This is a genomic window from Bradyrhizobium sp. CCBAU 11434, from assembly GCF_028128895.1.
GTDB lineage: Bacteria > Pseudomonadota > Alphaproteobacteria > Rhizobiales > Xanthobacteraceae > Bradyrhizobium > Bradyrhizobium zhengyangense.
On record NZ_LBJX01000087.1, the window covers coordinates 54,976 to 80,561 of the forward strand.

The 25,586-nt window shown below is 63.8% G+C and carries 24 protein-coding genes; 4 read left to right on the forward strand and 20 right to left on the reverse strand.

Annotated features, from left to right (window positions below):
- Positions 1–2: 2 nt before the first annotated feature.
- From XI06_RS20155 to glpD, 5 genes are read right to left on the reverse strand one after another with little or no spacing between them, the layout of a single operon-like run.
- Positions 3–809 carry a carbohydrate ABC transporter permease gene (locus tag XI06_RS20155; protein ID WP_237866476.1) on the reverse strand — a complete coding sequence of 269 codons (807 nt, stop codon included), beginning with the start codon at positions 807–809 and terminating at the stop codon, positions 3–5.
- Positions 809–1,783, reverse strand: coding sequence for a carbohydrate ABC transporter permease (locus tag XI06_RS20160; protein WP_237866477.1), 975 nt, complete (start codon positions 1,781–1,783; stop codon positions 809–811). Before XI06_RS20160 ends, XI06_RS20155 begins: the two co-directional genes overlap by 1 nt.
- Positions 1,783–2,868 carry an ABC transporter ATP-binding protein gene (locus XI06_RS20165; RefSeq protein WP_237870087.1) on the reverse strand — a complete coding sequence of 362 codons (1,086 nt, stop codon included), beginning with the start codon at positions 2,866–2,868 and terminating at the stop codon, positions 1,783–1,785. Before XI06_RS20165 ends, XI06_RS20160 begins: the two co-directional genes overlap by 1 nt.
- A 12-nt stretch (positions 2,869–2,880) precedes the next feature.
- Positions 2,881–3,957, reverse strand: a complete 1,077-nt coding sequence (locus tag XI06_RS20170; RefSeq protein WP_237891733.1) for an ABC transporter ATP-binding protein — start codon at positions 3,955–3,957, stop codon at positions 2,881–2,883.
- On the reverse strand, positions 3,954–5,504 hold the full coding sequence (glpD, locus tag XI06_RS20175; RefSeq protein WP_271606266.1) for a glycerol-3-phosphate dehydrogenase: 1,551 nt from the start codon (positions 5,502–5,504) through the stop codon (positions 3,954–3,956). Before glpD ends, XI06_RS20170 begins: the two co-directional genes overlap by 4 nt.
- A gap of 268 nt (positions 5,505–5,772) precedes the next feature.
- Between glpD and XI06_RS20180 the strand changes: the two genes are divergently transcribed.
- Together XI06_RS20180 and XI06_RS20185 are read left to right on the forward strand one after the other, a co-directional pair.
- Positions 5,773–6,024 (forward strand): type II toxin-antitoxin system prevent-host-death family antitoxin, encoded by a 252-nt coding sequence (locus tag XI06_RS20180; RefSeq protein ID WP_237866482.1) that lies wholly within the window; start codon positions 5,773–5,775, stop codon positions 6,022–6,024.
- The gene (locus tag XI06_RS20185; RefSeq protein WP_271606267.1) at positions 6,024–6,440 is read left to right on the forward strand and encodes a type II toxin-antitoxin system VapC family toxin; all 417 of its coding nucleotides are present in this window, start codon (positions 6,024–6,026) and stop codon (positions 6,438–6,440) included. Before XI06_RS20180 ends, XI06_RS20185 begins: the two co-directional genes overlap by 1 nt.
- Before the next feature lie 4 nt (positions 6,441–6,444).
- Here the strand turns inward: XI06_RS20185 and XI06_RS20190 are convergent, their stop codons facing one another.
- Both XI06_RS20190 and XI06_RS20195 read right to left on the reverse strand, forming a co-directional pair.
- Complete coding sequence (locus XI06_RS20190) at positions 6,445–7,290, reverse strand: DeoR/GlpR family DNA-binding transcription regulator (protein WP_237866485.1); 846 nt, start codon at positions 7,288–7,290, stop codon at positions 6,445–6,447.
- Positions 7,291–7,397: 107 nt separating this feature from the next.
- Positions 7,398–8,072, reverse strand: a complete 675-nt coding sequence (locus tag XI06_RS20195) for an HAD family hydrolase (RefSeq protein ID WP_237866487.1) — start codon at positions 8,070–8,072, stop codon at positions 7,398–7,400.
- Between the two features lie 155 nt (positions 8,073–8,227).
- Between XI06_RS20195 and XI06_RS20200 the strand changes: the two genes are divergently transcribed.
- The gene (locus XI06_RS20200) at positions 8,228–8,620 is read left to right on the forward strand and encodes a nuclear transport factor 2 family protein (RefSeq protein WP_237866488.1); all 393 of its coding nucleotides are present in this window, start codon (positions 8,228–8,230) and stop codon (positions 8,618–8,620) included.
- 124 nt (positions 8,621–8,744) lie between these two features.
- On the opposite strand, the gene XI06_RS20205 is transcribed toward XI06_RS20200, so the two are convergent.
- The 10 genes from XI06_RS20205 to XI06_RS20250 form a co-directional block, all read right to left on the reverse strand.
- Complete coding sequence (locus tag XI06_RS20205; protein WP_237866489.1) at positions 8,745–8,936, reverse strand: hypothetical protein; 192 nt, start codon at positions 8,934–8,936, stop codon at positions 8,745–8,747.
- 222 nt (positions 8,937–9,158) lie between these two features.
- Positions 9,159–9,569: an acyl-CoA thioesterase gene (locus XI06_RS20210; RefSeq protein ID WP_237866490.1), complete on the reverse strand. Its 411-nt coding sequence runs from the start codon at positions 9,567–9,569 to the stop codon at positions 9,159–9,161.
- Between the two features lie 7 nt (positions 9,570–9,576).
- Entirely contained in the window at positions 9,577–11,673 is a 2,097-nt protein-coding gene (locus XI06_RS20215) for a 3-hydroxyacyl-CoA dehydrogenase NAD-binding domain-containing protein (protein WP_271606268.1), read from the reverse strand.
- A gap of 2 nt (positions 11,674–11,675) precedes the next feature.
- The gene (locus XI06_RS20220) at positions 11,676–12,959 is read right to left on the reverse strand and encodes an acetyl-CoA C-acetyltransferase (protein WP_271606269.1); all 1,284 of its coding nucleotides are present in this window, start codon (positions 12,957–12,959) and stop codon (positions 11,676–11,678) included.
- The gene (locus XI06_RS20225; RefSeq protein WP_271606270.1) at positions 12,959–15,226 is read right to left on the reverse strand and encodes an acyl-CoA dehydrogenase; all 2,268 of its coding nucleotides are present in this window, start codon (positions 15,224–15,226) and stop codon (positions 12,959–12,961) included. The genes XI06_RS20220 and XI06_RS20225 overlap by 1 nt, the downstream gene beginning before the upstream one ends.
- Before the next feature lie 213 nt (positions 15,227–15,439).
- A complete protein-coding gene (locus tag XI06_RS20230; RefSeq protein WP_237870079.1) occupies positions 15,440–16,063 on the reverse strand; it encodes a flavin reductase family protein in 624 nt (207 codons plus the stop codon).
- 177 nt (positions 16,064–16,240) lie between these two features.
- Positions 16,241–16,840 (reverse strand): TetR/AcrR family transcriptional regulator, encoded by a 600-nt coding sequence (locus XI06_RS20235; protein WP_237866495.1) that lies wholly within the window; start codon positions 16,838–16,840, stop codon positions 16,241–16,243.
- A gap of 33 nt (positions 16,841–16,873) precedes the next feature.
- The gene (locus XI06_RS20240) at positions 16,874–20,011 is read right to left on the reverse strand and encodes an efflux RND transporter permease subunit (RefSeq protein ID WP_271606271.1); all 3,138 of its coding nucleotides are present in this window, start codon (positions 20,009–20,011) and stop codon (positions 16,874–16,876) included.
- A 221-nt stretch (positions 20,012–20,232) separates the two neighbouring features.
- Positions 20,233–21,339: an efflux RND transporter periplasmic adaptor subunit gene (locus XI06_RS20245; RefSeq protein WP_237891735.1), complete on the reverse strand. Its 1,107-nt coding sequence runs from the start codon at positions 21,337–21,339 to the stop codon at positions 20,233–20,235.
- A gap of 243 nt (positions 21,340–21,582) precedes the next feature.
- Positions 21,583–22,914: an MFS transporter gene (locus XI06_RS20250; protein WP_237866499.1), complete on the reverse strand. Its 1,332-nt coding sequence runs from the start codon at positions 22,912–22,914 to the stop codon at positions 21,583–21,585.
- A gap of 78 nt (positions 22,915–22,992) precedes the next feature.
- On the opposite strand from XI06_RS20250, the gene XI06_RS20255 reads away from it, so the two are divergent.
- Entirely contained in the window at positions 22,993–23,436 is a 444-nt protein-coding gene (locus XI06_RS20255) for a ribosomal maturation YjgA family protein (RefSeq protein WP_271606272.1), read from the forward strand.
- On the opposite strand, the gene XI06_RS20260 is transcribed toward XI06_RS20255, so the two are convergent.
- From XI06_RS20260 to XI06_RS20270, 3 genes are all read right to left on the reverse strand, one after another.
- On the reverse strand, positions 23,421–24,581 hold the full coding sequence (locus XI06_RS20260; protein ID WP_271606273.1) for a winged helix-turn-helix domain-containing protein: 1,161 nt from the start codon (positions 24,579–24,581) through the stop codon (positions 23,421–23,423). The two genes, XI06_RS20255 and XI06_RS20260, sit on opposite strands and share 16 nt — an antisense overlap.
- 115 nt (positions 24,582–24,696) lie before the next feature.
- Positions 24,697–24,951 (reverse strand): hypothetical protein, encoded by a 255-nt coding sequence (locus tag XI06_RS20265; RefSeq protein ID WP_237891736.1) that lies wholly within the window; start codon positions 24,949–24,951, stop codon positions 24,697–24,699.
- A gap of 122 nt (positions 24,952–25,073) precedes the next feature.
- Entirely contained in the window at positions 25,074–25,331 is a 258-nt protein-coding gene (locus XI06_RS20270; RefSeq protein WP_237866535.1) for a hypothetical protein, read from the reverse strand.
- Positions 25,332–25,586: the final 255 nt, after the last annotated feature.

Consider the following 25,586-nt stretch of genomic DNA (forward strand, 5'->3'; position numbering starts at 1 on the left):
CCTTACACCCGGCCGAGCGCGAAGCCGCGCGCAATGTAGTTGCGGACGAACCAGATCACGAGCGCGCCCGGAATGATGGTGAGCACGCCGGCCGCCGCCAGCAGGCCCCAATCCATGCCGGCCGCCGACACCGTGCGCGTCATCACTGCGGCAATCGGCTTGGCATTGACCGACGTCAGCGTGCGCGCCAGCAGCAATTCGACCCACGAGAACATGAAGCAGAAGAAGGCGGCGACGCCGATACCGCTTGCAATCAGCGGCACCAGGATCCGGACGAAGAAGCGCGGGAAGGAATAGCCGTCGAGGAAGGCCGTCTCGTCGATCTCGCGCGGCACGCCGGAGACGAAGCCCTCGAGTATCCACACCGCCAGCGGCACGTTGAAGATGCAGTGCGCGAGCGCAACCGCCCATGGCGTATCGAACAGGCCGATCGCCGAATAGAGGTTGAAGAACGGCAGCGCATAGACCGCCGCCGGCGCCATGCGGTTCGACAGCAGCCAGAAGAACAGATGCTTGTCGCCGAGGAAGCGATAGCGCGAGAACGCATAGGCCGCAGGCAACGCCACCGAGATCGAGATCAGGGTGTTGATAACGACGTATTCCAGCGAATTTATATAGCCGGAATACCAGCTCTCGTCAGTGAAGATGCGCCTGTAGTGCTGCAGCGTCGGGGCGTGCGGCCACAGCGTCATCGTCGAGATAATCTCGCCGTTGGTCTTGAAGCTCATGTTGACGAGCCAGTAGATCGGCAACAGCAGGAAGATCAGGAACAGCCCCATGATGAGGCGGCGGCCGGGAATCGAATGCATCAGGCCACTCCTTCCTTCGGCGTGAGTGCGGGCGCGGGCTGGAGCGCGCCTGCGGGCTTGGGCTCCGCCGCCGGCTCCTTCGCCGTCTGTGCCTTACGCTCGACGCCGGCATTGGTCATGACGGTGTAGAAGATCCAGCAGACGATCAGGATGATCAGGTTGTAGACCAGCGACAGCGCGGCAGCCTTGCCGAGATCGAACTGGCCCAGCGCGATCTTGACCAGCTCGATCGACACGAAAGTGGTCGAGTTGCCGGGTCCGCCGCCGGTGACGACGAAAGGCTCGGTGTAGATCATGAAGCTGTCCATGAAGCGCAGCAGCACCGCGATCAAGAGCACGCGGTTCATCTTCGGCAGCTGGATCGCCTTGAACACGGCCCAGCGCGAGGCGCCATCGATCTGGGCGGCCTGGTAATAGGCCTCGGGAATCGACTTCAGGCCGGCGTAGCAGAGCAGCGCGACGAGGCTGGTCCAGTGCCAGACGTCCATCACGATGACGGTGACCCAGGCGTCGACTGCATCGGACACGTAGTTGTAGTCGATGCCCATCGCGTTGAGCGTATAGCCGAGCAGGCCGATGTCGGGCCGGCCGAAGATCTGCCAGATCGTGCCGACCACGTTCCACGGAATCAGCAGCGGCAGCGCGAGGGTGACGAGGCAGGCCGCGACCGTCCAGCCCTGCCGCGGCATCGACAGCGCGACGACGATGCCGAGCGGCACCTCGATCGCAAGGATCACCAGCGAGAAGAACAGATTGCGCCCGAGCGAGGCCAGGAAACGGCCGCCGAGATCGGTCGAGGGATCGAGCAACTCCTTGAACCAGCCGACGCCGTTCCAGAAGAACTGGTTGTTGCCGAAGGTGTCCTGCATCGAATAGTTCACCACGGTCATCAGCGGCAGCACCGCCGAGAACGCGACGACCAGGAACACCGGCAGCACCAGGAACCAGGCTTTTTGGTTGACGGTCTTGTCCATCAGGCGGCTCCTTCCACCAGAAGGCTGTCGGCATAGACGTGGACGTGTGCCGGATCGAATTTCAGCCCGGCATTGCCATCGGAGCCGGTGAAGCCCGCCGGCGCACGCGCCGCGATCCTGGCCTCGCCGAGGCGCACACGCGCGAAACGGATGCGGCCGAGGTCGTCGATGCGCTCGATCCTTGCGCTGAGCAGGCCGGGGGCCGGCGCAACCGCGTCGACGAATTCCGGACGCACGCCAATCTCGATCTTGGCGCCAGCGGGCAGGTTGTCGTAGCTGCGGTTCAGCGCAATGACATGGCCATCGACCTTGGCCTCGCGCCCCTTCACTTCGGCCGGCAGGATGTTCATGCCGGGGGAGCCGATGAAATAGCCGACGAAGGTGTGAGCGGGCTTGTCGAACAGCTCGGCCGGCGTGCCGCTCTGCACCACGCGGCCGTCATGCATGACGACGACGGTGTCGGCGAAGGTCAGCGCCTCGGTCTGGTCGTGGGTGACGTAGATCATCGTGAGATCGAGCTCGCGATGCAGCGCCTTCAGCTTGGAGCGGAGCTGCCATTTCAATTCGGGATCGATCACCGTCAGCGGCTCGTCGAACAGCACGGCGGCGACGTCGGAGCGGACGAGGCCGCGGCCGAGCGAGATCTTCTGCTTGGCGTCGGCGGTGAGCCGCGTCGCCTTGCGGTTCAGATAGGGTTCGAGGTCGAGCAGGCGGCCGATCTCGGCGACGCGCCTGTCGATCTCGGCCTTCGGCACGCCACGGTTCTTCAGCGGAAACGCCAGGTTCTGCCCCACCGTCATGGTGTCGTAGATCACCGGGAACTGGAACACCTGGGCGATGTTGCGCTTCTGCGTTGACAGCGGTGTGATGTCCTGGCCGTCGAACAGGATTTTCCCGCGCGAGGGCGTGATGATGCCGGAGATCACGTTGAGCAGCGTGGTCTTGCCGCAGCCGGAGGGCCCAAGCAGCGCATAGGCGCCGCCCTGCCGCCAGGTCATGGTGACCGGCTTCAGCGCAAAGGTTTCCTGCGGCGCGTCATTGCCGCCGTAGGAGTGAGCGAGATCGACGAGGTCAATGCGGGCCATGGCGCATCTCCCTCAGGAACCGGGTGCCGCGACGAGGCGATCAGCCGCGTCGAAGACAAAAACATCATTGGGATCGAGCACGGCATCAATGGTCTGGCCGGGCTCGAACTCGTGCACACCGTGCAACACCGCAACCCAGTTCGATCCGTCGCGGGTCAAGTGCACAAAACTCTCCGAACCGGTGATCTCGGTCACCGTGACAGTGGCATGGAAGGCGTGGCGGTCAGTCTCGCCATTGGCGAGCGCAAGCTGGTGGGCGCGAAAACCGACGCGGTAGGCGCCATCGGCGAGCGAGGAATAGAGGCCGGACGCCGGCGCGGCGATGCCTCCCGCATATTGCACGGAGCCGTTCTTCTTCTCGATGCCGACGAGGTTGAGCGGCGGATCGGAAAAGACCTGCGCGACCCGCAGCGTCTGGGGACGGCGGTAGACGCCGGGCGTCTCGCCGATCTGGAGCGCCTTGCCTTCCCACATGCACACCGTGTTGCCGCCGAGCAGCAGCGCCTCGGTCGGCTCGGTCGTGGCATAGACGAAGATCGCGCCTGATGCCTCGAAGATGCGCGGCAGCTCGGCGCGCAGCTCTTCACGCAGCTTGTAGTCGAGATTGGCGAGCGGCTCGTCGAGCAGCACGAGATCGGCACCCTTTACCAGCGCGCGCGCCATGGCGGTGCGCTGCTGCTGACCGCCGGAGAGTTGGAGCGGCGTTCGCTTCAGGAACGGCTCGAGCCGCAACAGCCTGGCGGCTTCCGCCACGCGCGTCTCGATCTCCGCGCGGGGCTTGCCCTGCACGCGCAGCGGCGAGGCAATGTTCTCGTAGACTGTCAGCGAGGGGTAGTTGATGAACTGCTGATACACCATTGCGACCGAACGCTGGCGCACGTCGATGCCAGTGACGTCCTTGCCGTTGACCAGCACCTTGCCCGTGGTCGGTTTGTCGAGGCCGGCGAGCAACCGCATGATCGAGGTCTTGCCAGACAGCGTCGGCCCGAGCAGCACGTTGAGCGTGCCGCTCTCGAGAGTCAGCGAGACGTCGCGGATATGCTCGATACCGTCGACGGTCCGGGTCACGTGCTCGAGTGTCACACTCATGAGCGTCCTCCTGCTTCCAGCAGAGGACTTTGCGATACAATGTGCGTGCTGATCCAGTCGTCCAGTGCGGCAATCTCGTCGGCAGACAGCCGCAGACCGAGCTTGGAGCGGCGCCAAACGATATCTTCGGCGGTCACCGCCCATTCGTTGATCATCAGGTAGCGAACCTCACGTTCGGTCAGGGTTGCGCCGAAGGCCTGGCCGAGATCGGCCGCCGATTTGGCGTCGCCCAGCAGCTTGATGGCGCGGGTACCGTAGGCGCGCGCGAGACGACGCGCATGCTCATGGCTCAGGAAGGGATAGCCGCGCTGGAGCTCGGCGATCAGACCATCGACGGCAGAGACGTCCATGTCCCCGCCCGGCAGCGGCCATTTGCCGGTCCAGCCTTCGCGCGCCTTCGCACTGCGAAGATAGGGCGCGAGCCGCTCCAGCGCCTCTTCGGCAAGGCGGCGGTAGGTCGTGATCTTGCCGCCATAGATCGACAGCAGCGGCGAGCCGCCGGGCGTGTCGAGCTCGAACACATAGTCGCGGGTCGCGGCCTTGGCTTCGCTGGCGCCGTCGTCATAAAGCGGTCGCACGCCGGAATAGGTCCAGACCACGTCTTCCGATGTCACGGGCTTGGCGAGATACTCGCTGGCGGCCTTGCAGAGATACTCGATCTCCTCCGGCGTCGCCTTCACCTTGGAGGGATCGCCGTCATAATCGCGGTCGGTGGTGCCGATCAGCGTGAAGTCGTCCTGATAGGGGATGACGAAGATGATGCGGCCATCGGCGTTCTGGAACATGTAGGCGCGATCGTGGTCGTAGAGTTTCTTGACCACGATGTGCGAGCCCTGCACCAGGCGCACCTTGGCTTTCGCGTTGACGCCGGCACCGCGGCCGAGCACGTCCTCGACCCAGGGGCCACCGGCATTGACCAGGGCACGCGCCTGGACCTGCGAGCGCGCGCCGGTCAGCGTGTCGACCATGCTGACGGTCCAGACGCCGTCGGACTGCTTGATTTCAGTCGCACGGGTGCGGGTACGGATCTCGGCGCCCTTGTCGGCGGCGTCTCGCGCATTGAGCACAACCAGGCGGGCGTCATCGACGAAGCAGTCGGAATATTCGAATGCGCGGCCGTAGCGATTCGGGATCAGCGGCTTGCCGACCTCGTCGCGCCTGAGATCGAGCGAACGGGTCGCCGGCAGCAGATGCCGACCGCCGATGTGATCGTAGAGGAAGAGGCCAAGGCGCAGCAGCCAGGCCGGGCGAAGGCCGGCGTGATGCGGCAAAACGAAACGCAGGGGACGGATGATGTGGGGCGCGATGCCCCAGAGAATCTCGCGCTCGATCAGCGCTTCGCGGACCAGGCGGAACTCGTAATATTCGAGATAGCGCAGGCCGCCATGCACCAGCTTGGTCGACCAGGACGACGTCCCGCTCGCCAGATCGTTCATTTCGCACAGGAAAACAGTGTTGCCGCGGCCCACGGCATCGCGCGCGATGCCGCAACCGTTAACACCGCCTCCAATGATGGCGAGGTCGAAAATACGCTCCAACAGACGCATCCCCCGGAAACCGCTCGTTCAGTCGCGCGGCAGCTTTCGTTTTTGATTAGATCACACCGCAAAACGAAAGCAAGACGAAAGAGAGACGAAAGAAAGCGAAAATGGAACTTTTCACCGGTCAAGATGGCGCAAAAATCGGCAGGTAGATGGGCGATTTCCCGGGCATCGGGCGCGATTGAACGGCAGGCGCCGCCTACAGCCTTGAATGTAGCAACATATCTACATATCTTTGCGCACGTGTGATGCGTCCTCAATTGGAGTGCTGACGATGGTGACCACCCTCACCAGCCGAGAATTCAATCAGGACACCAGCGGTGCAAAAAAAGCTGCGTCGCAAGGACCTGTCTTCATTACAGATCGCGGTCGCCCGGCCCATGTGCTTCTGACGATCGAGGATTATTTGCGTCTGAGCGGCGGACACATGAGCCTTGCCGAGGCTCTGGCGCAAACCAGTGCGGACTTTGACTTCAATCCGCCTCGCGTATCCGGCGAAATCTTCAAGCCCGCCGATCTCGACTGATGTTTCTGCTCGACACCAATGTCATTTCCGAGCTCCGACGACCGGATAAAGCCAATCCCAATGTCGTCGTCTGGGCCAATGCTGTTGCTGCAACGAACTTCTTCGTGTCCGCCATCTCGATTCTCGAAATCGAACTTGGTGCACGCCTGATCGCGCGCAAGGACGCAGCACAAGGTGCCGTCCTGCGCGCCTGGATCGATGGTCAGATTCTGGCTCGCTTCGAAGGGCGAATCCTGGCGATTGATACGCCAGTCGCGCAGCGCTGTGCGCAACTTCACGTTCCCAACCCGCGGGCTGAACGCGACGCTCTCATCGCAGCGACCGCGCTTGTTCACGGCCTGACGGTTGTCACGCGCAATGTGGAAGATTTCGAACCTACGGGCGTGCCTCTGCTCAACCCGTGGGACGCGGGCTGAGCCGCTAGCGCAGCCTCACCACCGGCGCGGCTTCAGGCGCCGCATCCTGGACTTCGGCCTGGCTCTCGTCGATGTCAGCGCCCTTCGGCATCGCTTCCACCACCTCGATGCCCTTGCTGTGGCAGATGGTGGCGAGGCGCTCGGGCAGCTCCTGGTCGGTCACGAAGGTCTGGATCTGGGTCATGTGGGCGATGCGGACCGGCGCGCTGCGGCGAAGCTTGGTGGAATCGGCGACCAGCATGACGCTGCGGGCGTTGGCGATGATGGCCTGGGCCACCTGCACCTCGCGATAGTCGAAGTCGAGCAGCGCGCCCTCCTCGTCGATCGCGGAGGCGCCGATGATGGCGTAGTCGACCTTGAACTGGCCGATCAGCTGCGTCGCGGTCGAGCCGACCACGGCGCCATCGGCGCGCCGCACCGTGCCGCCGGCGACCACGACCTCGATGCGGGGATGGCGATAGAGCAGCATCGCGACATTGAGGTTGTTGGTGATGACCAGCAGATCCTCGTGCGAGGTCAGCGCGCTCGCCACCTCCTCGGTCGTGGTGCCGATGTTGATGAAGAGCGAGCAGCCGTTCGGGATCAGCGAGGCGGCGGCCGCGCCAATCGCCTTCTTCTCGTCGGCGGCAACGAAGCGGCGCGCCTCATAGGCGAGGTTTTCCACGCCGGAGGCGATGATGGCGCCGCCGTGGATACGGGTGAGCGATCGGCGCTCGCAGAGATCATTGAGGTCCTTGCGGATGGTCTGCGCCGACACTTCGAACCGGCGCGCCAGCTCCTCGACCATGACGCGGCCGGAGGCGCGGGCGATGTTGAGGATTTCGGCTTGGCGATGGGTCAATCCGGTCACAGCAATGGCCTCACGTCAGAATGATGCATGGTGCGGCTTCTCGCGGGCGCGGTCAATGCGCATGCCGATCACGGTTAGTGGATGAAGATCTCTTACCAGGCCATCTCTTACCAGTTCATGGCGCGCGCGAGCCGCCCGAGCAGCGTGGGATCGTCGAAAGCGCTTGCTGAGGCGATCGCGCCTGCGCCGACAAGGTCAGCATCGCTGAGGCTGGTCCGGATCCCGACGGTCGGGATACCGGCGGCGGTGGCCGACTGCACGCCGGAGCGCGAATCCTCGAACGCGATCGAGGCTGCAGCGCTGGCGCCGACGAAGCGCAACCCCTCCTGATAGGGCAGCGGATGCGGCTTGCCGTACGGCAATTCATCACCAATCACGAGTGTCTTGAAGCGATGCGTGATGCCGAGACCGGAGAGCAACAGCTCGGCATTGAGACGCGGCGCATTGGTGACGGCGACCATGGGAACGCCGGCGCCATCCGCGCGGTCGAGCAGCGCCATCAGACCCGGCAACGGTTCGATCTGCCCTGCGACCAGGTCGCGAAACACTTCTTCCTTCTCACCGAGAATCTCGGCGCGGCGCTCCAATGTCTCGTCAGGCAGGAAGCGTTCGCCGATCGACACGTTGGCGAAGCCCTGCAGCTCCTTCGAGAAGCGCGCGTGGTCGAAGACATGCCCGCGCGGCCCCAGCACCTGGTTGAACGCCTTCAAGTGCAGCGGGTCGGTGTTGGCGAGCGTGCCGTCGATGTCGAACAGCAATGCCCTTCCAAGAGTTTCGATCATGTCAGCCCTTTCCCGAATGCGCGGCGCATCAATGCCGAACACGTATCAATAGAGCCTCGCGCGCGCAATGACGCAGGCGCATGGCGACCACGCGCCACTCGACAAAGTCGCACTCGGCTGCAACAGTGGGCGCAAGATCAAGACCGGAGGATGTAATGACACTGAATCGCGATCATGCTGCCACGACGGACCATGAGGCGGTGGCAAAGAACGTCGAGGCCTTTCGCCTCGCCCAGATCGCGGCCGATCCAAAGGCGCTCAGCGCGCTGTGCGCGGACGATCTGAGCTACAGCCATTCCAACGGCTTCCTCGAGGACAAGGCGGCCTTCGTCGCCAATGCCACAGACGGCAAGACGAAATTCCTGTCGATTGCGTACAAGGATCCGACCATCAAGATCGTCGGCCCTGCCGCGATCGTGCGCTTCCACTGGATGGCCGAGATGGTGACCGACGGAAAGAAAGTGGCAAACAGCCTTCACATCCTGATGAACTGGCAGAAACAGGGCGACGCGTGGAGGCTGTTGTCACGCTCCGCGACAAAGTTGTGATCGTCGGCGTCATTCGAGAACGCGCAGGGCGCGGAATCTGCATGGCGCGGAATCTATTGATCGGCAATTTCTGCAGCGTGATCAATTCCGGGCTCGCGTTGCGCGCCGGAACGACCAGCAGCCATTACGCCGCCTCCCTCACATCGCCATTCACCAGTTTGCGCGCAGCGCGTTCGGCTTCGCGGGCGTTACGGAAGAGTTGGCCTTCGAGGCGATTGAATTGGTGGGACGAGGCGAAGAAGCAGTAGCCGCCCTGACCGCGAACGACGATGCCCGCGGTCTCTGAATTAACTTCGATGATGTAGCTGTCCGGCATGGCCCGTAGAGTCCTCAATGCGGGCAAATAACGACGGTTCTGCCCAAAGGTTCCTGAGGGCAAATCGGCCGTTTCCACCCCGAATCGACGGGCTATTGAGTACGCCTGAACGTCATCCGTTTTGTGACCCGTTCTTGGCAAAGAAGCGACGCGTTGACTCATCAGTGCCGCGTTTCGCGAGCCTGCAAGTCTTCGTGAAATGGGACGATACGCCGCGCGCGGTTACGTCGCGATCGGCGGATCGTTGCGCTGGATCACTTGCGGATGGCCGTTATCGTCGATCGAGACATAGGTGAAATTGCCGTCGGTCACGAGGATCGGTTGCAGCTCGCGCCGCCGCAGCGCCCAGGCTTCGAGATGGACGGTCATCGAGGTGCGGCCGACCCGCACGAGAGTGGCGTAGACGGAAACGAGATCGCCGACATAAACCGCTTTGCGAAAATTCATCGCCTCGATCGCAACCGTGACGGTGCGCGACTTCGCGACCTTCGAGGCGAACACGCCGCCGCCGACATCCATCTGGCTGAGCAGCCAGCCGCCGAAAATGTCGCCATTGGCATTGGTGTCAGCGGGCATCGCCAGCGTGCGAATGCAGAGATCGCCGCTCGGCTCGGTGTCAGACTTTTCAGTCATAAGCGTCTCACTTGAAATTGTCCCAGCCCGGATCGGGCGCGAAGCGCTCGCCGAATCGCTCGGCCAGCGCGCGCAAGGTGGATACAATATTTTCCACGCCGCGCGTGCGCGCATAGTTCAGGGGACCGCCGCGGAACGGGGCATAACCCGTGCCGAAGATCATCGCGCCGTCGACCGCATCGCCATCGTCGACAATGCCTTCCCGCAGCGCTGCGACGCAGACATTGGACATCGGAAGCACCAGGCGGTCGATCATCTGGTCGGTCACGCGCGGACCGGTCTCGGGCAATGGCGCCTTCTCCGCCTTGCCATCCTTCCAGGTGTAAAATCCCTTGCCGGACTTGCGGCCGAGCTCGCCCTTGGCAACCTTCTCGCGCAGCCAGGCCGGCGTCGGCGGCAGCAAATCGCCGAACTTGGCGCGCAGCATATCGCCGACATCGAGGCAGATATCGAGCCCCACCTGGTCGGCCAGCTCGATCGGTCCCATCGGCATGCCAAACTGTTCGGCCGCGGCGTCGATCAGGCGCTGGTCGGTCTTCTCGTCGAGCATCACCATGGCTTCCAGCATGTAGGGCGTCAGTGCACGGTTGACGAGGAAGCCCGGCGAACTCTTCACGGCGAGCGGCAGGCGGTCGATCGCGCCGACGAAGGCGAGCGCTTCCTTCAGCACCTGTGCGTCGTTGCCGTCATGGCTGACGACCTCGACCAGCTGCAGCCGCGACACCGGATTGAAGAAATGCAGGCCGACCAGGCGCTCCGGCCGCGCCAGGGTGGTGCGCAAATCCTGAAGCGGGATGCTCGACGTGTTGGTCGCCAGGATCGCGCCCGGCTTCATCCTGGGCTCGAGACCGGCATAGACTTTCTGCTTGAGCTCGAGCTTTTCCGGCACCGCCTCGATGATGAGATCGGCATTACGGACGCCCTCCCCGTCCATATCAGGGATCAGGCGATCGAGCGCGTCGCGCACCTCAGTCGGCTTGCGGATGATCTTGCCGTAGAGCTCGGCGGCGCGCTTCACCGCGCCCGCGATCGGCTCGGCCTTCATGTCGGCGAGCGAGACGCGCAAGCCTTGCCCGGCTACCCAAGCCGCGATGTCGCCGCCCATGGCGCCGGCGCCGATGACGTGGACGTGCTTGACAGTGTTGCCACTGCCAGCCGCCTTCTTCATCTGCTCGCGCAGGAAGAATACGCGGATCAGATTCTGCGCGGTCGGCGTCACCATCAGCTTGGCGAAGGAGGCCTGCTCCGCCTTCAGCATCGCGGCCTTGCTGCCGCCATGCGCCTCCCAGAGATCGATCAGCGCGTAAGGTGCCGGATAATGTTCGCGTGGCGCCGCCTTCGCCGCCTCGGTGCGCATGCGCTTGGCGAGCAGCCCGCGCACGGCGCCGAGATTGGCCGCGCGGGTGAGCAGGCTGGGCTTAGCCCGCTTCAGCCGGCCGAACAGCACGTCCTTCACGGCGCCCCTGACGTGACGCTCCTGCGTCACGCTGTCGACGAGGCCGAGCGCCTTGGCCCGGCGCGCGTCGATAGTGCGGCCGGTCAGCATCAGCGCCATCGACTGGGTAGGGTTGACCAGCGCGGTGAAGCGCGCGGTGCCGCCGAGGCCGGGATGCAGGCCCAACATCACCTCCGGAAAGCCGAACCGCGCGCCATCGATGGCGATGCGCGACTGGCAGGCGAGCGCGACCTCGAGCCCGCCACCGAGGCAGAAACCGTGAATGACCGCAACGGTCGGCAGCTTGAGCGCTTCCAGATGATCGACCACCGCATGCGCAGCGCGAATCCGCGCTTCGACCATCTCCGGATCGGACGCACCGCGGAATTCGTTGACGTCGGCGCCGGCGATGAAGCCGGACGATTTTGCCGAGCGGATCACAAGACCGGCGGGACGCTCAGTCTCGATCGCGGCGAGGGCTGCGTCGAACTCCTCCATCACGTCGGCAGACAGCGTATTGGCGCTGGAATCGGCGCGGTCGAACAGCAGCCAGGCGACGCCATCGGCATCGCGCGTCAGCTTGAAGTGCTTGTAGGGACCATCTGCTGCAGGCGGGGGCCCGAGCGAGAGCACGCGATCGCCAAGCGCGGTCATGATTTTTGAATCCATGGTCACACCGCCTCGATCAGCATGGCGCCGCCGAGCCCGCCGCCGATGCACTCGGTCGCAATCCCGCGCCGCGTGCCGAGCCGCTTCATGGCATTGACGAGATGCAGCACGATGCGGTTGCCTGACGTGCCGACGGGATGGCCAAGCGAGATTGCGCCGCCATCAACGTTGAGCTTTTCACAATCGATCTCGCCGGCGGCGCCGTCGAGCCTGAGAATCGCGCGGCAGAACTTTTCGTCGTTCCAGGCGGCGAGGCAACCGAGCACTTGCGTGGCAAAGGCCTCGTTCAATTCCCAGGTCTCAACATCCTGGAGCGTAAGATTGTTGCGGGTCAGGAGCGGCGTCGCCGACATCACGGGACCGAGCCCCATGATGCTCGGGTCGAGCGCGGCCCAATTGCTGTCGACGATCGCAGCCTTCGGCGTCAGCTTGTGCTTCGCCACCGCGGCGTCGGAGGCCAGGATTACCCAGGACGCACCGTCGGTGATCTGCGAGGAATTTCCGGCGGTGACCTGGCCCCAGGGGCGTTCGAACACCGGCCTCAGTTTCGCGAGCGACTCGGCCGTCGAGTCCGGCCGCACGCCGTCGTCATGATCGAAGAACTTGCCGTCGCGGGAGAACGCGGTCTCGACCTCGCCTTTCAGATAGCCCTCGGCCTGCGCATGCGCGAGCCGGCGGTGGCTCTCGGCCGCATAGGCGTCCGACTGTGCGCGGGTGATGCCGAAGAGATGGCCGACGACCTCGGCGGTCTGGCCCATGTTCAGATCGGTGACGGGATCGGTCAACCCGCGCTCAAGGCCGATGATCGGCTTGAGATAGCGCGGCCGCAGCTTGAACGCGGCGGCGAGCTTCGCGGCTACGCCTTTGGCCGTGGCGAGGCCAGCGAACCAACGCACGCCGGAATTCGGCCAGACCAGCGGCGCGTGGCTGAGCGCCTCGGTGCCGCCAGCCAAGATCATGTCGGCATGGCCCTCGCGGATGTAGCGATAGGCCGTGTCGATCGATTGCATGCCGGAGCCGCAGTTGATCTGCATGGTGAAGGCAACCATGTCTTCGCCCATGCCAAGCCGGAGCGCGGCGACGCGCGCCGGGTTCATTTCGTCGGCAATGACGTTGACGCAGCCGAGAATGACCTGGTCAAAGTCGCTGGGCGCAAACGGCTGGCGCGCCAAAAGCGGCCGGCCGCATTGCACGGCGAGATCGACAGGCGTGAACGGGCCGGGCCCGGAGCGCGCTTTCAAAAACGGCGTCCGGCTGCCGTCGACGATGAATACCGGTCGTGCCATCAGCTCGCCGCCCTCTGTTCTCCGAGTTCCTGGAAGAACTGATGCACGTCGCCGGTTTTCCTGTAAATCGGCGACAGCGCCTCCGGCGCAAAATCGTCGACCTCGATAACTCCTGCGACGGCTGCATGAGCGGAAGCGAGCTGCTCGCCTTCGGCCTGCGTGATCACGCCCTTCGTCACCGCCTCCTTCCAGTCCCGCACATGCGCGGCGCGCATGCGCTTGGCAATGGCGTCGGTCGCCGCGACCAGCTTGAACGCGCGCTCCAGCCGGGCGAAGCCGCTGTCGTCGTCGACATGGGCGAGATCCGGCGTGAGACGCTCGCGTGCGGTCGACGGCTCCAGCACGATGCCAGCGCATTGGTGCACGATTCGGTCGGAGGGGCCGAGCACGCGGGCGCCGAAGGGCTGGACCACGAGCTTGAGGATGACGGCAACGAGGCGGTTCGGCAGATTGGCGAGGATCTCCGCGAGCCTGATCTCGATCGTCTTGAAGCCGGTCGCCATGCACCATTCCAGCGCGGCAAAATCCTCCTTCTGCCGGCCCTCATCCTGCCAGCGCTTGAGCGCGGCCGACAGCAGGTACAGCTCGGAAAGGATGTCGCCGAAACGCGCAGACAGCATCTCCTTGCGCTTGAGCGCGCCGCCGAGCGTCAAGAGCGCCATGTCGGCGCAGAGCGCAAACGCCGCGGAGTAACGCGAGAGCTGGCGATAGAACGGCGTCGCATCCCCCGCGTCGGGCGCGAGCGCGAAGGCGCCAAAGCTCCAGCTCCGGCCGAAGGCGCGGAACAGCGTCTGAAAGCTGTGACCGACATGCTTCCAGAACGCCTTGTCGAATGCGGTAAGCCCGCGCTCGCGGTCGGTGTCCGCAAGCGCGTTCATCTCGTCGAGCAGATAGGGATGGGCGCGGATCGCGCCCTGCCCGAATATGATGAGGTTGCGCGTGAGGATGTTGGCGCCCTCTACCGTGATGCCCACGGGCACGGCGCGATGCAGATTACCGATATAGTTTTGCGGCCCGTCGATCACGGCCTTGCCACCATGGATGTCCATGGCATCGTCGATCGCGATGCGCATCCGCTCGGTCGCGTGCAGCTTCATGATGCCGGAGATCACGGCGGGATGGACACCCGCATTCAGCGCCGCGCAGGTGAGCCGCCGCGCCGCGTCGAGCTCGTAGGCGGTGGCGACGATGCGCGCGAGCGGCTCCTCGACACCCTCGAACTTGGAGATGGAGATGCCGAACTGCTCGCGGATGCGGGCGTAAGCACCGGTCGTGCGCGCCGCATAGGCGGCACCGGCTGCCGAGAGCGACGGCAGCGAGATGCCGCGGCCGGCGGCAAGCGCCGTCATCAGCATCTTCCAGCCCTGGCCCAGCCGCTCCTCACCGCCGATGACATAGTCGAGCGGAATGAAGACGTCGCGGCCCCAGTTCGGACCGTTCTGGAAGACCTGCATCGACGGCAGATGGCGGTGGCCAATCTGGACACCGGGCAGATTTGTCGGGATCAGCGCGACGGTGATGCCGAGCTCTTCCTGGTTTCCGACCAGATGATCGGGATCATAGGCCTTGAAGGCGAGACCCAGCAACGTCGCGACGGGGCCAAGCGTGATGTAGCGCTTGTGCCAGTTCAGCCTGAGGCCCGTCACTTCGCGGCCCTCGAACACACCTTTGCAGATGATGCCGGTGTCGACCATCGAGGCGGCATCGGAGCCCGCCTCCGGGCTGGTGAGGCCGAAGCAGGGAATGTCGCGGCCGTCGGCAAGCCGCGGCAGCCAGCGCTCCTGCTGCTCTTTCGTTCCGAAGCGCATCAGGAGCTCGCCGGGGCCGAGCGAGTTGGGCACCATCACGGTGACGGCGGCGGCGATCGAGCGGGTCGAGATTTTGCGCACCACTTCCGAATGGGCATAGGGCGAGAATCCGAGGCCGCCGAATTCCTTCGGGATGATCATGCCGAAGAATTTCTCGCGCTTGATGAACGCCCAGGCGTCCTGCGGCAGGTCGCGCCACTCCCAAAAGATCTTCCACTCGTCGAGCATGGCGCAGAGCTCATCGACGGGACCGTTGAGGAAGGCCCGCTCCTCGGCGGTCAATGTCGCCTGCGGGATCTTGAGGAGCTTCGACCAGTCGGGGTTGCCCGTGAAGAGGTCAGCGTCCCACCAGACGTCGCCGGCCTCCAGCGCCTCACGCTCGGTGTCGGACATCGCCGGCAGCACGCCGCGGGCCCAGGAGAAGATCGGCTTGGTGAAGGTGTCGCGGCGGAAGCTCATGGCGGACCTCATGCAACGGCGCGGTGACAGGGCATTTTAGCGGAAAATGGCCGCGAGGCGTGAAGACTTCGCCTGCAAAAGGATGCGAATTGACGCGGCCGGGCGGCCGCCCCCGGGGACCATAACGGTCGGGGCGCGCGGGCAGTTCCGGGAGGGGGGAAGCGTCATTCCGGGGCTCGCGCCTCACGGCGCGCCCCGGAATGACGGAGTGCCTTAATCCGGCCGGACCATCTCGAACATGTTTTCCGGCTGAATCTCGAAATAGTCGCCGCGGCGCCCCGCGCGCATGATCGGGCGGGCTGCCGCGGTCTGGTAGACGCCGTCCTTGATCATGGCCTTGTCGATGTGGACGGCGACGACCTCGCCGAGGGTCAGCCAGGCATTCGCCTCCCTGCCGTCGGCACCCTTGAGGCGGATGATATCGGACACCTTGCACTCGAAGGCGACCGGGCTCTCGCCGACGCGCGGCACGTTGACGAGCTTGCCCGGGACTGCGGTCAACCCTGCGAGCTTGAACTCATCGACTTCGGGCGCGACATGCGCGGCGGTGGCGTTCATTTGCTTGGCAAGATCCTTGGTGGCGAGATTCCAGACGAACTCGCCCGTCTGCTGAATGTTCTCGACCGAGTCTTTCCAGTGGGTGGAGGAGAAGCCGATGATCGGCGGCACATAAGCGAACGCGTTGAAGAAGCTGTAGGGCGCCAGATTGACGTGGCCCTTGGCGTCGCGCGAGGAGATCCAGCCGATCGGCCGCGGCGCGATGATGGCATTGAAGGGATCGTGCTTGAGGCCGTGGCCCTTGGAGGGTTCGTAGAAATGCAGGTCTTTCTCGGTCACGCGCTGCTTCCTTTCGTCATTGCGAGCGCAGCGAAGCAATCCAGAATCCCTCCGCGGAGACAATCTGGATTGCTTCGCTGCGCTCGCAATGACGGAATTTGTTGATCCGTCGTCGCACACCGCCAGCCGGTCAGTCCGGCGCGGTCAGCTTGCTTATATGGGAAAAGCTCCGCCCCGTCAGTGGCGCGGGGACAGACCGGCGATGACAAAATCGATCATCTGGTCGATGGTCGGGCCCGGCTTGTTGTCGGCCTGGGCGATCATCTGGGGGTGGAAGAACCGGATCATCGCGGTGCAGGTGCAGAGCGCGGCGAGCGGCAGATCGGGCGCCTCGAAATCGCCTGAGGCCACGCCTTGGGCAATCACCGCGCCGATGGCCTCGGTGACGCGATGGATATGGGCCACGCAAACCTCCCAATCCTCCTCCATCGCGATCTCGACCATCTCGTGCAGCTTGGAATCGCCGACATAACGCTCGGTGTTCATGCGATGGACGGTGGTGAGCAGCTCACGAAAGCGCTCCTTGACCGGACCGGGCTTGGCCACGATCCGCTGCGCCTCGAGCTCGACCTCGCCCATCAGGCTCTGCGCCACCGCCTGGTGGATCGCCTTCTTCGATTCGAAGAAGCGATAGACATTGGCGGGGCTCATCCGGAGCTCTTTGGCGATGTCCCCGACCGTGGTCTTTTGATAACCGATCTGGCGGAACAGCCGCTCGGCCACCTCGAGAATACGATCCCGGGTGTCGCCTTCGATATGTTCCGCAACCAATGTCATGTGTCAGGACTCGTCCATCGCTAGTCTTCTCATTTATTCAGCCGCCTCAGCAAGCGGAATTGCGTGCTGGTCATCGCTCCCATGCTGCGGCGCGGCAGGCTGTTCCGGCGTGCCGGCTTCGTCCAGGCTCTTCCTGAACCACAGGGCATAGAGGCCCGGCAGGTACAGCAGCGTCAGGAAGGTCGCGACAAACAGGCCGCCCATGATGGTGATCGCCATCGGGCCCCAGAAGGCCGAACGCGACAGCGGTATCATGGCGAGGATGGCGGCAAGCGCCGTCAGCACCACCGGACGGGCGCGGCGGACGGTCGCCTCCACGATCGCCTCGCGGCGGGTCAGGCCGTGCGAGACGTCGGTCTCGATCTGGTCGACCAGGATGACCGTGTTGCGCATGATCATGCCGGCGAGCGCGATCAGGCCGAGCAGCGCCACGAAGCCGAACGGCTGGTTGGCGACATTCAGACCGAGCGAGGCACCGACGATGCCGAGCGGCGCGGTGAGGAATACCAGCGTCAGGCGCGAGAAGCTCTGCAACTGGATCATCAGCAGCGTCAGCATCACCATGACCATCACCGGGAAGAGGATGAAGATCGAGGCATTGCCCTTGGCGGATTCCTCGAAGGCGCCACCCGGCTCGATGCGGTAGGCCGGCTCGAGGCTGTCCTTGATCGCCTGAAGCTTCGGCGTGATCTGGTTGGTGACGTCAGGCGCCTGCACGCCGTCGACGACGTCGGAGCGCACGGTGATCGCCATGTCGCGGTTGCGCCGCCACATGATCGGTTCCTCGTGGGCATATTCGATCTTGGCGATCTGCTGCAGCGGCACGGCAACGCCGTTCTTCGAGGTGATGGTGAGATCGCCGACCCCGCCGAGGTCGAGACGTTCGGACGGAATCGCACGGGCGACCACGCCGACCTTCTCGATGCCGTCACGCACGGTCGTGACCTGCGCGCCGGAGATCAGCATCGACAGCGCCTGCGAGACGTCCTGCGGGGTCAGGCCCATGGCACGGGCACGGTCCTGATCGACGACGAGCTTGAGGTAGGGCGACTGCTCGTTCCAGTCGAGCTGGACGTCCTTGACGTTCTTGTTCTCGCGCATGACGTCGCGAACCTGATAGGCGATCTCGCGCACCTTGTTCGCGTCAGGCCCGATCACGCGGAACTGCACTGGGAAGCCGACGGGGGGGCCGAAATTGAAGCGGTCGACGCGCACACGCGCCTCCGTCAGCATGCCATCGGCAACCGCACCCTCGATCTTGGCCTTGACCCGTTCGCGCGCCTCGACGCCCTTGGCGACGATGACGATCTCGGCGAAGGACTCGTTCGGCAGCTGCGGGTTGAGGCCGAGCCAGAAGCGCGGCGAGCCCTGGCCGACATAAGACGTATAGGTCTCGATATCCTTGTCGTCCTTCAGAAGCGTCTCGGCCTTCTTCACGGCCTTCTCGGTAACGTTGAAGGCCGTGCCCTCGGGCAGGCGCAACTGGAGGAACAGCTCGGGCCGTTCCGACAGCGGGAAGAACTGCTGCTGGACATGACCGAAGCCGACGATGGAAGCGACGAACACGCCGACGGTCGCGACCACCACGGTGATGCGATGATTGACGCACCATTGCACGATGGCGCGCAAGCCGCGGTACATCCGGGTCTCGTAAACCGCATGCGGATCGTGATTGTGATGCACCTTTATCTCCGGCAGCAGCTTGACGCCGATATAGGGCGTGAAGATCACCGCCACGAACCAGGAGGCGACCAGCGCGATCGCCACGATCCAGAAGATGCTGCCGGCATATTCGCCGACCGCCGAATTGGCAAAGCCGATGGGGAGGAAGCCAGCGGCCGTGACCAGCGTACCCGTGAGCATCGGAAACGCGGTGGATTCCCAGGCAAAGGACGCCGCACGCATGCGGTCCCAGCCCTGCTCCATCTTCACCACCATCATCTCGACCGCGATGATGGCATCATCCACGAGAAGTCCGAGCGCGATGATCAGCGCACCGAGCGAGATGCGGTGCAGATCGAGCGACATCGAATTCATGACTATGAAGACGATACCGAGCACCAAGGGCACGGACATCGCGACCACGATACCGGTACGCCAGCCGAGCGCTAGGAACGAGACGAACAGCACGATCGCGAGCGCTTCCATGAAGGAGTGCACGAACTCGCCGACGGCGTGCTCGACCACCTTGGGCTGATCGGCGATCAGCGAGACATCGATGCCCTGCGGCACCGCCTTCATGAAATCTGCGGTCGCCTTCTCGACGTCCTTGCCGAGCTCGAGGATGTTGGCGCCCTTGGCCGTGACGACGCCGATGCCGATTGCGGCCTTACCTTCCTGGCGCACGACGAAGCTCGGCGGATCGACATAGCCGTGCGTGACGGTGGCGATGTCGCCGAGGCGGAACACGCGGCCGTTGCTCTCGACCGGCGTCTCGGCCACGGCCTTGGCGCCGTCGAGCGCGCCGGTGACACGCAGCGGCACGCGCTGCGACGAGGTCTCGACCGTACCGGCCGGCGTCACGTTGTTCTGCTTGGCCAGCGAATCGAACAGCGCCTGCGGCGTGATGCCGAGGGTGGCGAGCTTGGCATGCGAAAACTCGACGTAGATGCGCTCATCCTGATTGCCGTACATATCGACCTTGGTGACGCCAGGCACCTTAAGGAGGCGCTGGCGAAAACCTTCGGCGACCTTCTTGAGCTGGGCGTAGTCGGCGCCGTCGCCGGTCATCATGTAGAGGATGGAATCGACGTCGGAGAACTCGTCGTTGACGACGGGTCCGAGAATCCCTGCGGGCAGCTGGCCCTGAACGTCGACCAGCTTCTTGCGCAGCAGATAAAAGAGATACGGCACGTCCTTCGGCGGCGTGGAATCGCGGAAGGTGACCTGGAGCGCGGTGAAGCCGGGCTTGGAATAGGTCTGCACCTTCTCGAAATAAGGCAGCTCCTGGATCTTCTTCTCGATGGGATCGGCGACCTGGGCCTGCATCTCCTGTGCGGTCGCGCCCGGCCAAAGCACGGAAACGTTGACGACCTTCACCGTGAAGAACGGATCTTCGGCGCGGCCGAGCTTCTGATAGGAGAAGAAGCCGGCGACGCCGAGCACGAGCATCAGGAACAGGACCAGCGTCGGATGGCTGACGGCCCAGGCCGAAAGGTTGAAGCGCTTCATCGCACTCTCCGGAAAATCGATCCAATTGCCAAAACGACAGCCGCTCTGTTCAAACCGTCGTCGCGAGGCAGCGAAGCAATCCAGGGGGCTGGGCAGGTTCTGGATCGCTTCGCCGCTTCAGCCTTTGCGTAGGGGCAAAGGCAGAAGCTCACCTCACACGACGTAGCTCGCTTCTCCTGTCATTCCGGGGCGCCCGCAGGGCGATCCCGGAACAACGGTAGTTAGAAAGACAGCGCCGACACGACCCGCACCTTCTGGCCGGGATCGAGCTTCTGCACGCCGAGTGTGACGATCTTGGCGCCCTCGTCGACACCCCCAGTGATGATGACGTCGTTGCTGTCGTACGCCTTCACCGCAACCGGCTTCAGCGAAACCGCGCCGTTGTCGTCGACGACGAAGAAGGACGACTTGCCGCCTTCGTTGAACAGCGCCGACAGCGGCAGCCGCGCGACGCGCTCGGTGGCGGCGTCCGACAGCGTCAGCGTCGCCGTCATGCCGAGCGCGACCTTGTCGCCGGCCTCGGGCAGCGAGAATTTTGCGAGATAGGTGCGCGTGGCCGGATCGGCAGCAGGCGCAATCTCGCGCAGCTTCGCGGCGTATTTCTTGTCCGGCTCCGACCAAAGAGTGACGCTGGCGACGCCCGACTTGGCGCGTCCGACCAGCGTCTCAGGGATCGCGACGACCGCTTCCTTTTCGGCAAAGCGGGCGACACGGATCGAAGCCTGGCCCGCGGCGACCACCTGGCCGGGCTCGATCAGCGTCGCGGTGACGACGCCACGGGCGTCGGCGTTGAGCGTCGCGTAGGAAAGGGAATTCTTGGTCAACTCGACCGAGCGGATGGCACGGTCAAGGCGCGCACGGGCTTCGTCAGCTGCGGCGCGGCTCGAATCCATCGCAGCGTCCGTGGTCCAGCCCTTGGCTTTCAGATCCTTGGCGCGCTGCTCGGCTGCGGCAGCCTGGGCAAGCACACCGGTCGCAGCGGTCTGCTCGGCGACCGCCTGCTCGGCCTGGAGCTTCAGATCGACCTCGTCGAGGGTGGCGAGTGCCTGGCCGACTTCCACGGTCTGGCCGACCTCAACAAGGCGTTTCGCGACCTTGCCGGCGACGCGAAAGCCGAGGTCGCTCTCGATCCGGGGCTTGATGGTGCCGACGAAGCTGCGCTCCGGGGTCTCGGCATCATAATGCGCTGTGGCGACCAGAACCGGCCGCGGCGGCTCGGCTTTTTGCGCCACGGAATCGTTGCATCCGGCCAGCGCCGCGGCCATCAGGGCCAGCGACATACCTGCCAAGAGCCTGGAATAGCTGGACAAAACCGACCGAACGAACATCGGGGGACACTCCTGCGTCTGCGATGAGAGGAATGTCGAATAATCACTGATAAAAGTCAATAATCGTCAGTCATCAGGAATGCGTGATCGTTAAGGGGTGGTAAGGATCAGAAGGAGATTACCAGGAAGGTGCTATCGTAGGGTGGCCAAAGGGTAGCGTGTCCATGCCCTTGGGCCTATCGGAAGAGATCGTGGGCACGGCGCGCGAAGAGCGCGCCTTTCTCCCACCCTACGAGACTGCCCTTACCGCCCCTGGTCGGCGAATTCGTGCTTGGTCTCGTGGCCGCCGATGAAGACCAGGATGCCGGCGAGGAGCGGCAGCACGGCAAGCACCAACAGGCCGGTCGAGGTCTGCCCTGTTGCTTCCTTGACCCAGCCGATCAGGTAGGGGCCGCCGAAGCCTGCGAGATTGCCGATCGAATTGATCAGCGCGATGGCGCCGGCAGCTGCCGTGCCTGACAGCCAGGCGGTCGGCAAGGTCCAGAACACGCCGAAGACGCAGAACACGCCGATCGCGGCGAAGGTCAGCGCCACCATCGTCATTGTGGGATCGGTGAGATAGCTGGAGATGGCGAGCGCGATCGCGATCAGGATCATGGGCACGCCGACATGTATCACGCGCTCGCGCGTTGAGTCCGAATGCCGGGCCCATAGGATCATGGCGATCGTACCGAACACATAGGGGATTGCGGTCACGAAGCCGGTCTGGGCGTTGGTGAGGCCGAACGCCTTGACGATCTGCGGCAGCCAGAACTGCATGCCATAGAGCGCGCCGACGAAGCCGAAATAGATCAGGCTGAGTGCGATCACCTTCGGCGAGGACAGGGCTTCACCGAGCGAGAAGTGCTTCACCGCCTGCTTGGCCGCGATCTCCGAATCGAGCTTCGCCTTGAGCCAGGCCTTCTGCTCGGCCGAGAGCCAGTCCGCCTTCTCCGGCTTGTCGGTGAGGTAGAACCAGGTGACGATGCCGAGCAGCATCGAGGGGATCCCCTCGAGAATGAACAGCCACTGCCAGCCCTTCAGTCCCATGACGCCGTCGAGCCCGAGCAGGAGGCCCGAGATCGGCGCGCCGATCACGGTCGAAACAGGAACGGCGATCGCGAAGGCCGCAAGGAAACGACCGCGATATTCGGCCGGATACCAGTAGGTGAGATAGAGGATGATGCCGGGGAAGAAGCCGGCTTCCGCCACGCCGAGCAGGAAGCGTAGGACGTAGAAGCTGGTCACGCCGCTCACCAGCGCCATCAGCGCCGAAATGATGCCCCAGGTCACCATGATACGGGCGATCCAGCGGCTGGCGCCGAACTTTTCCAGCGCGAGGTTGCTCGGCACCTCGAAGATGAAATAGCCGATGAAGAAGATGCCGGCGCCCCAGGAGAAGATCAGCGGGGTGAACTTCAGCTCGGCGTTCATGGTCAGCGCGGCGAAGCCGAGATTGACGCGATCGAGATAGGAGAAAAAGTAGGCCAGCACCAGGAACGGAATCAGGCGCCAGGAGATGGCGCGGATCGTCGAGGTCTCGATTTCGCTCTTGGTGATACCGGCCGAACCGGCATAAGTCGTGGTCTGGCTCATCGCTTCCCCCGGGGTTGTTGCTTTTGTGGGCTGATTGCGGTTTTCAGCATCGCGGACAAAGAGTCAATGGAGCAAGCAATGCACGGGACGCAACCGGCCAACACCGTTGCACCGCTCCAGGCATCGCTGATGCGCGCCGCCCTGGCGCTGGTCGTGATCGCCTGCGGCCTCTCCTTGCGCTGGTACGGCTTTCAGCTAGGCCTGCCCGCCTTCATGGTGAAATACGGCGGCTCGCTGTTGTGGGCGACGATGGTGTTTCTGTTGGTCGGGGTTTTGCTGCCGCAGCTGACGCGGACGCAGCTTGCGGCGATCGCGTTGGTGATCGCGATCGCGGTCGAGTTTTCGCGGCTGGTGCACACGCCGTGGCTCGATGCGTTCCGGCTGACAACGGCCGGCGCGTTGTTGTTGGGACGGATTTTCTCGCTGTGGAATGTGCTGGCGTATGCGATTGGGATCGCGTGCGGCGTTTGGATCGATCGGCTGGTCGCGCGGCGCGGTCTTGCAACTCACTCATCAAGCTGAAACCGCTCGAAGCGATCCAGCTCTTCCTCGATCTTCCGCTTCAGCTCCTTGCGCCCCGCCGTCTTCTTGCCCTGCCCGACCCAAGTCCATTTCTGCATCAGCACCTTCTTCGCCTGCCGGTCGGTCTTGAGATCGAGCGCGGCGACGATCTCGTCGCCGACCAGCACGGGCAGCGCGAAATAGCCGAGCTTGCGCTTGGCCTTCGGCACATAGGCCTCGAACAAATGATTGTAGCCGAAGATGAGATTGGTGCGCTTGCGCTGGATGATCAGCGGATCGAATGGCGAGAGGATGTGGACGAGGTCGGACGATATTTCGGCAGGCTCGAGCGTCGCTGGTGCGGTCCAATGCTCCTGCTTGCCGGCGCCTTCGATCGCGACCGGCACGAGCTCGCCGCGGCGGACGCGCGAGGCGACCAGGCTTGCGACCGCCTTCTTGCTCGGCGCATCGAGATGGCAGATCGAATCGAGGCTGACGACGCCTTGCGAGCGCAGCGCACGATCGAGCAGATAGGCCGTGATCTCCTTCGCTGAAGCCGGCTTCGGCAATTTGTCCCAGCCGAAATGACGCGTCATCAGATCATAGGTCTTCAGCATGCCCTGGCGCGCGCTGATGGTCGCGACGCCGGTATAGAAGGCCAGCTGAAGCGCCCGCTTCGAGGGTTTTCGGCTCTGCCAGAGATGCTCCTTCTCGATGAGCACGTCGTCCTCGATGTCGCGGATGGTCAGCGCACCCACGCGCAACAGCCGCATCACCTTGCGGGTGTCAGCCAGCGTCACCGAGGCATACCAATTGTGCCCCTCGCGCTTGTGCTCGCGCATCGCCGGCAGGAAGAAGCGAAAATCGTTCGACGGAACGTAGGACAGCGCATGGGTCCAGTATTCGAACACGCTTTTGTCGACGCTCTGCGCCTGACGCAGATCGGCGCGGCGATAGGACGGAATGCGGCTGAACAGGATATGGTGATGGCAGCGCTCGATCACGTTGATGGTGTCGATCTGCACATAGCCAAGATGGGCGACCGCGTCCGTGACGGCCTGGGCGCCCTCGCCGAACGGTGCGCGCGTGTCGAGCCGCTGGGCCCTCAGCCAGATCTGCCGGGCCAGTGTCGTCGGTATCAGAAGGGGTTTTGGTGCGCGGGGCATTGCGAGAGGCAATGTAGCGGGATTCGCACCAAGAGAAAGAACAGGAAAAACAACCCGGCATACGAAAGCCGCGCTGCCATCTGCTGACAGCGCGGCTTGATGGTAGGGCCGAGGCCTACTTCATCATCATCGCCTTCTGCGCCTTCATGTAATGCATGCAGGCGCCCTTCATCTTGCCCATGCTCATGTCCGTGTTGGCCATGGCCATTTCCTTGTTCATGGCCATCTTGGCGGGCGTGTCGGCGGTGCCGGTCATCGCGGCCGTCGATTTCATCATGTTATCGCCGGTGCACGCCATCATCGCGGCGGAGGCGGGCGAAACGGAGAGAGCGAACGCGACAAAGGCTGCGGCGGTGAGCAAGGTCCTCATCGAAAAGTCTCCTCAAGTAAAACGAAACCGGCGTCATGCCGGCATTCGCAAATACGTATTCTCTCGTGAGAACGTTTCGTGGAGAAGACAATTTTCTTGCTGCAACGCAAAGCAGGCCGACATTAGCGACCGTCCTTGGGCGCCTTGACCCGGTCGTTGGGCCGGTCGCTGAGGCTGCCGGTGGCGATGTCGGGCTCGCAGGAGGCTCTGCCCCGCCCCTCCGCCTGACAGCGATAGACGCTGCCGGTCAGGCGATCGACCAGCCACATCGTCTCGTCTGTCGGAGCTTCGAGGCCGATATAGCGAGAGGCCAACCCAGTGATCAGCGTCGAGAGCAGGATCGCCACCGCGATCATCGCCGCACCGATATAGATCGGCATGGCGCTGAGAAACACGGTCCGATCCGGCGGGCCATTACGATAGAACTGGTAGTCACTCGGCCTCGGCACTGGACGGAACTCGGCTCCCTCATCTACGATTGTCGAGTGACGTTGCTTGCTAGGCGCGCATCTGGCCGAAAACTCGTCCGCGGGCGGACCATGCCGCGACCGCTTTGCGACGACCGGTGTACACGGGTTTCAGCAATGCTCTGCCTCAGTCCCCCTAGGTCGGGGCGGAAGCGCAGCTCAGGCTCC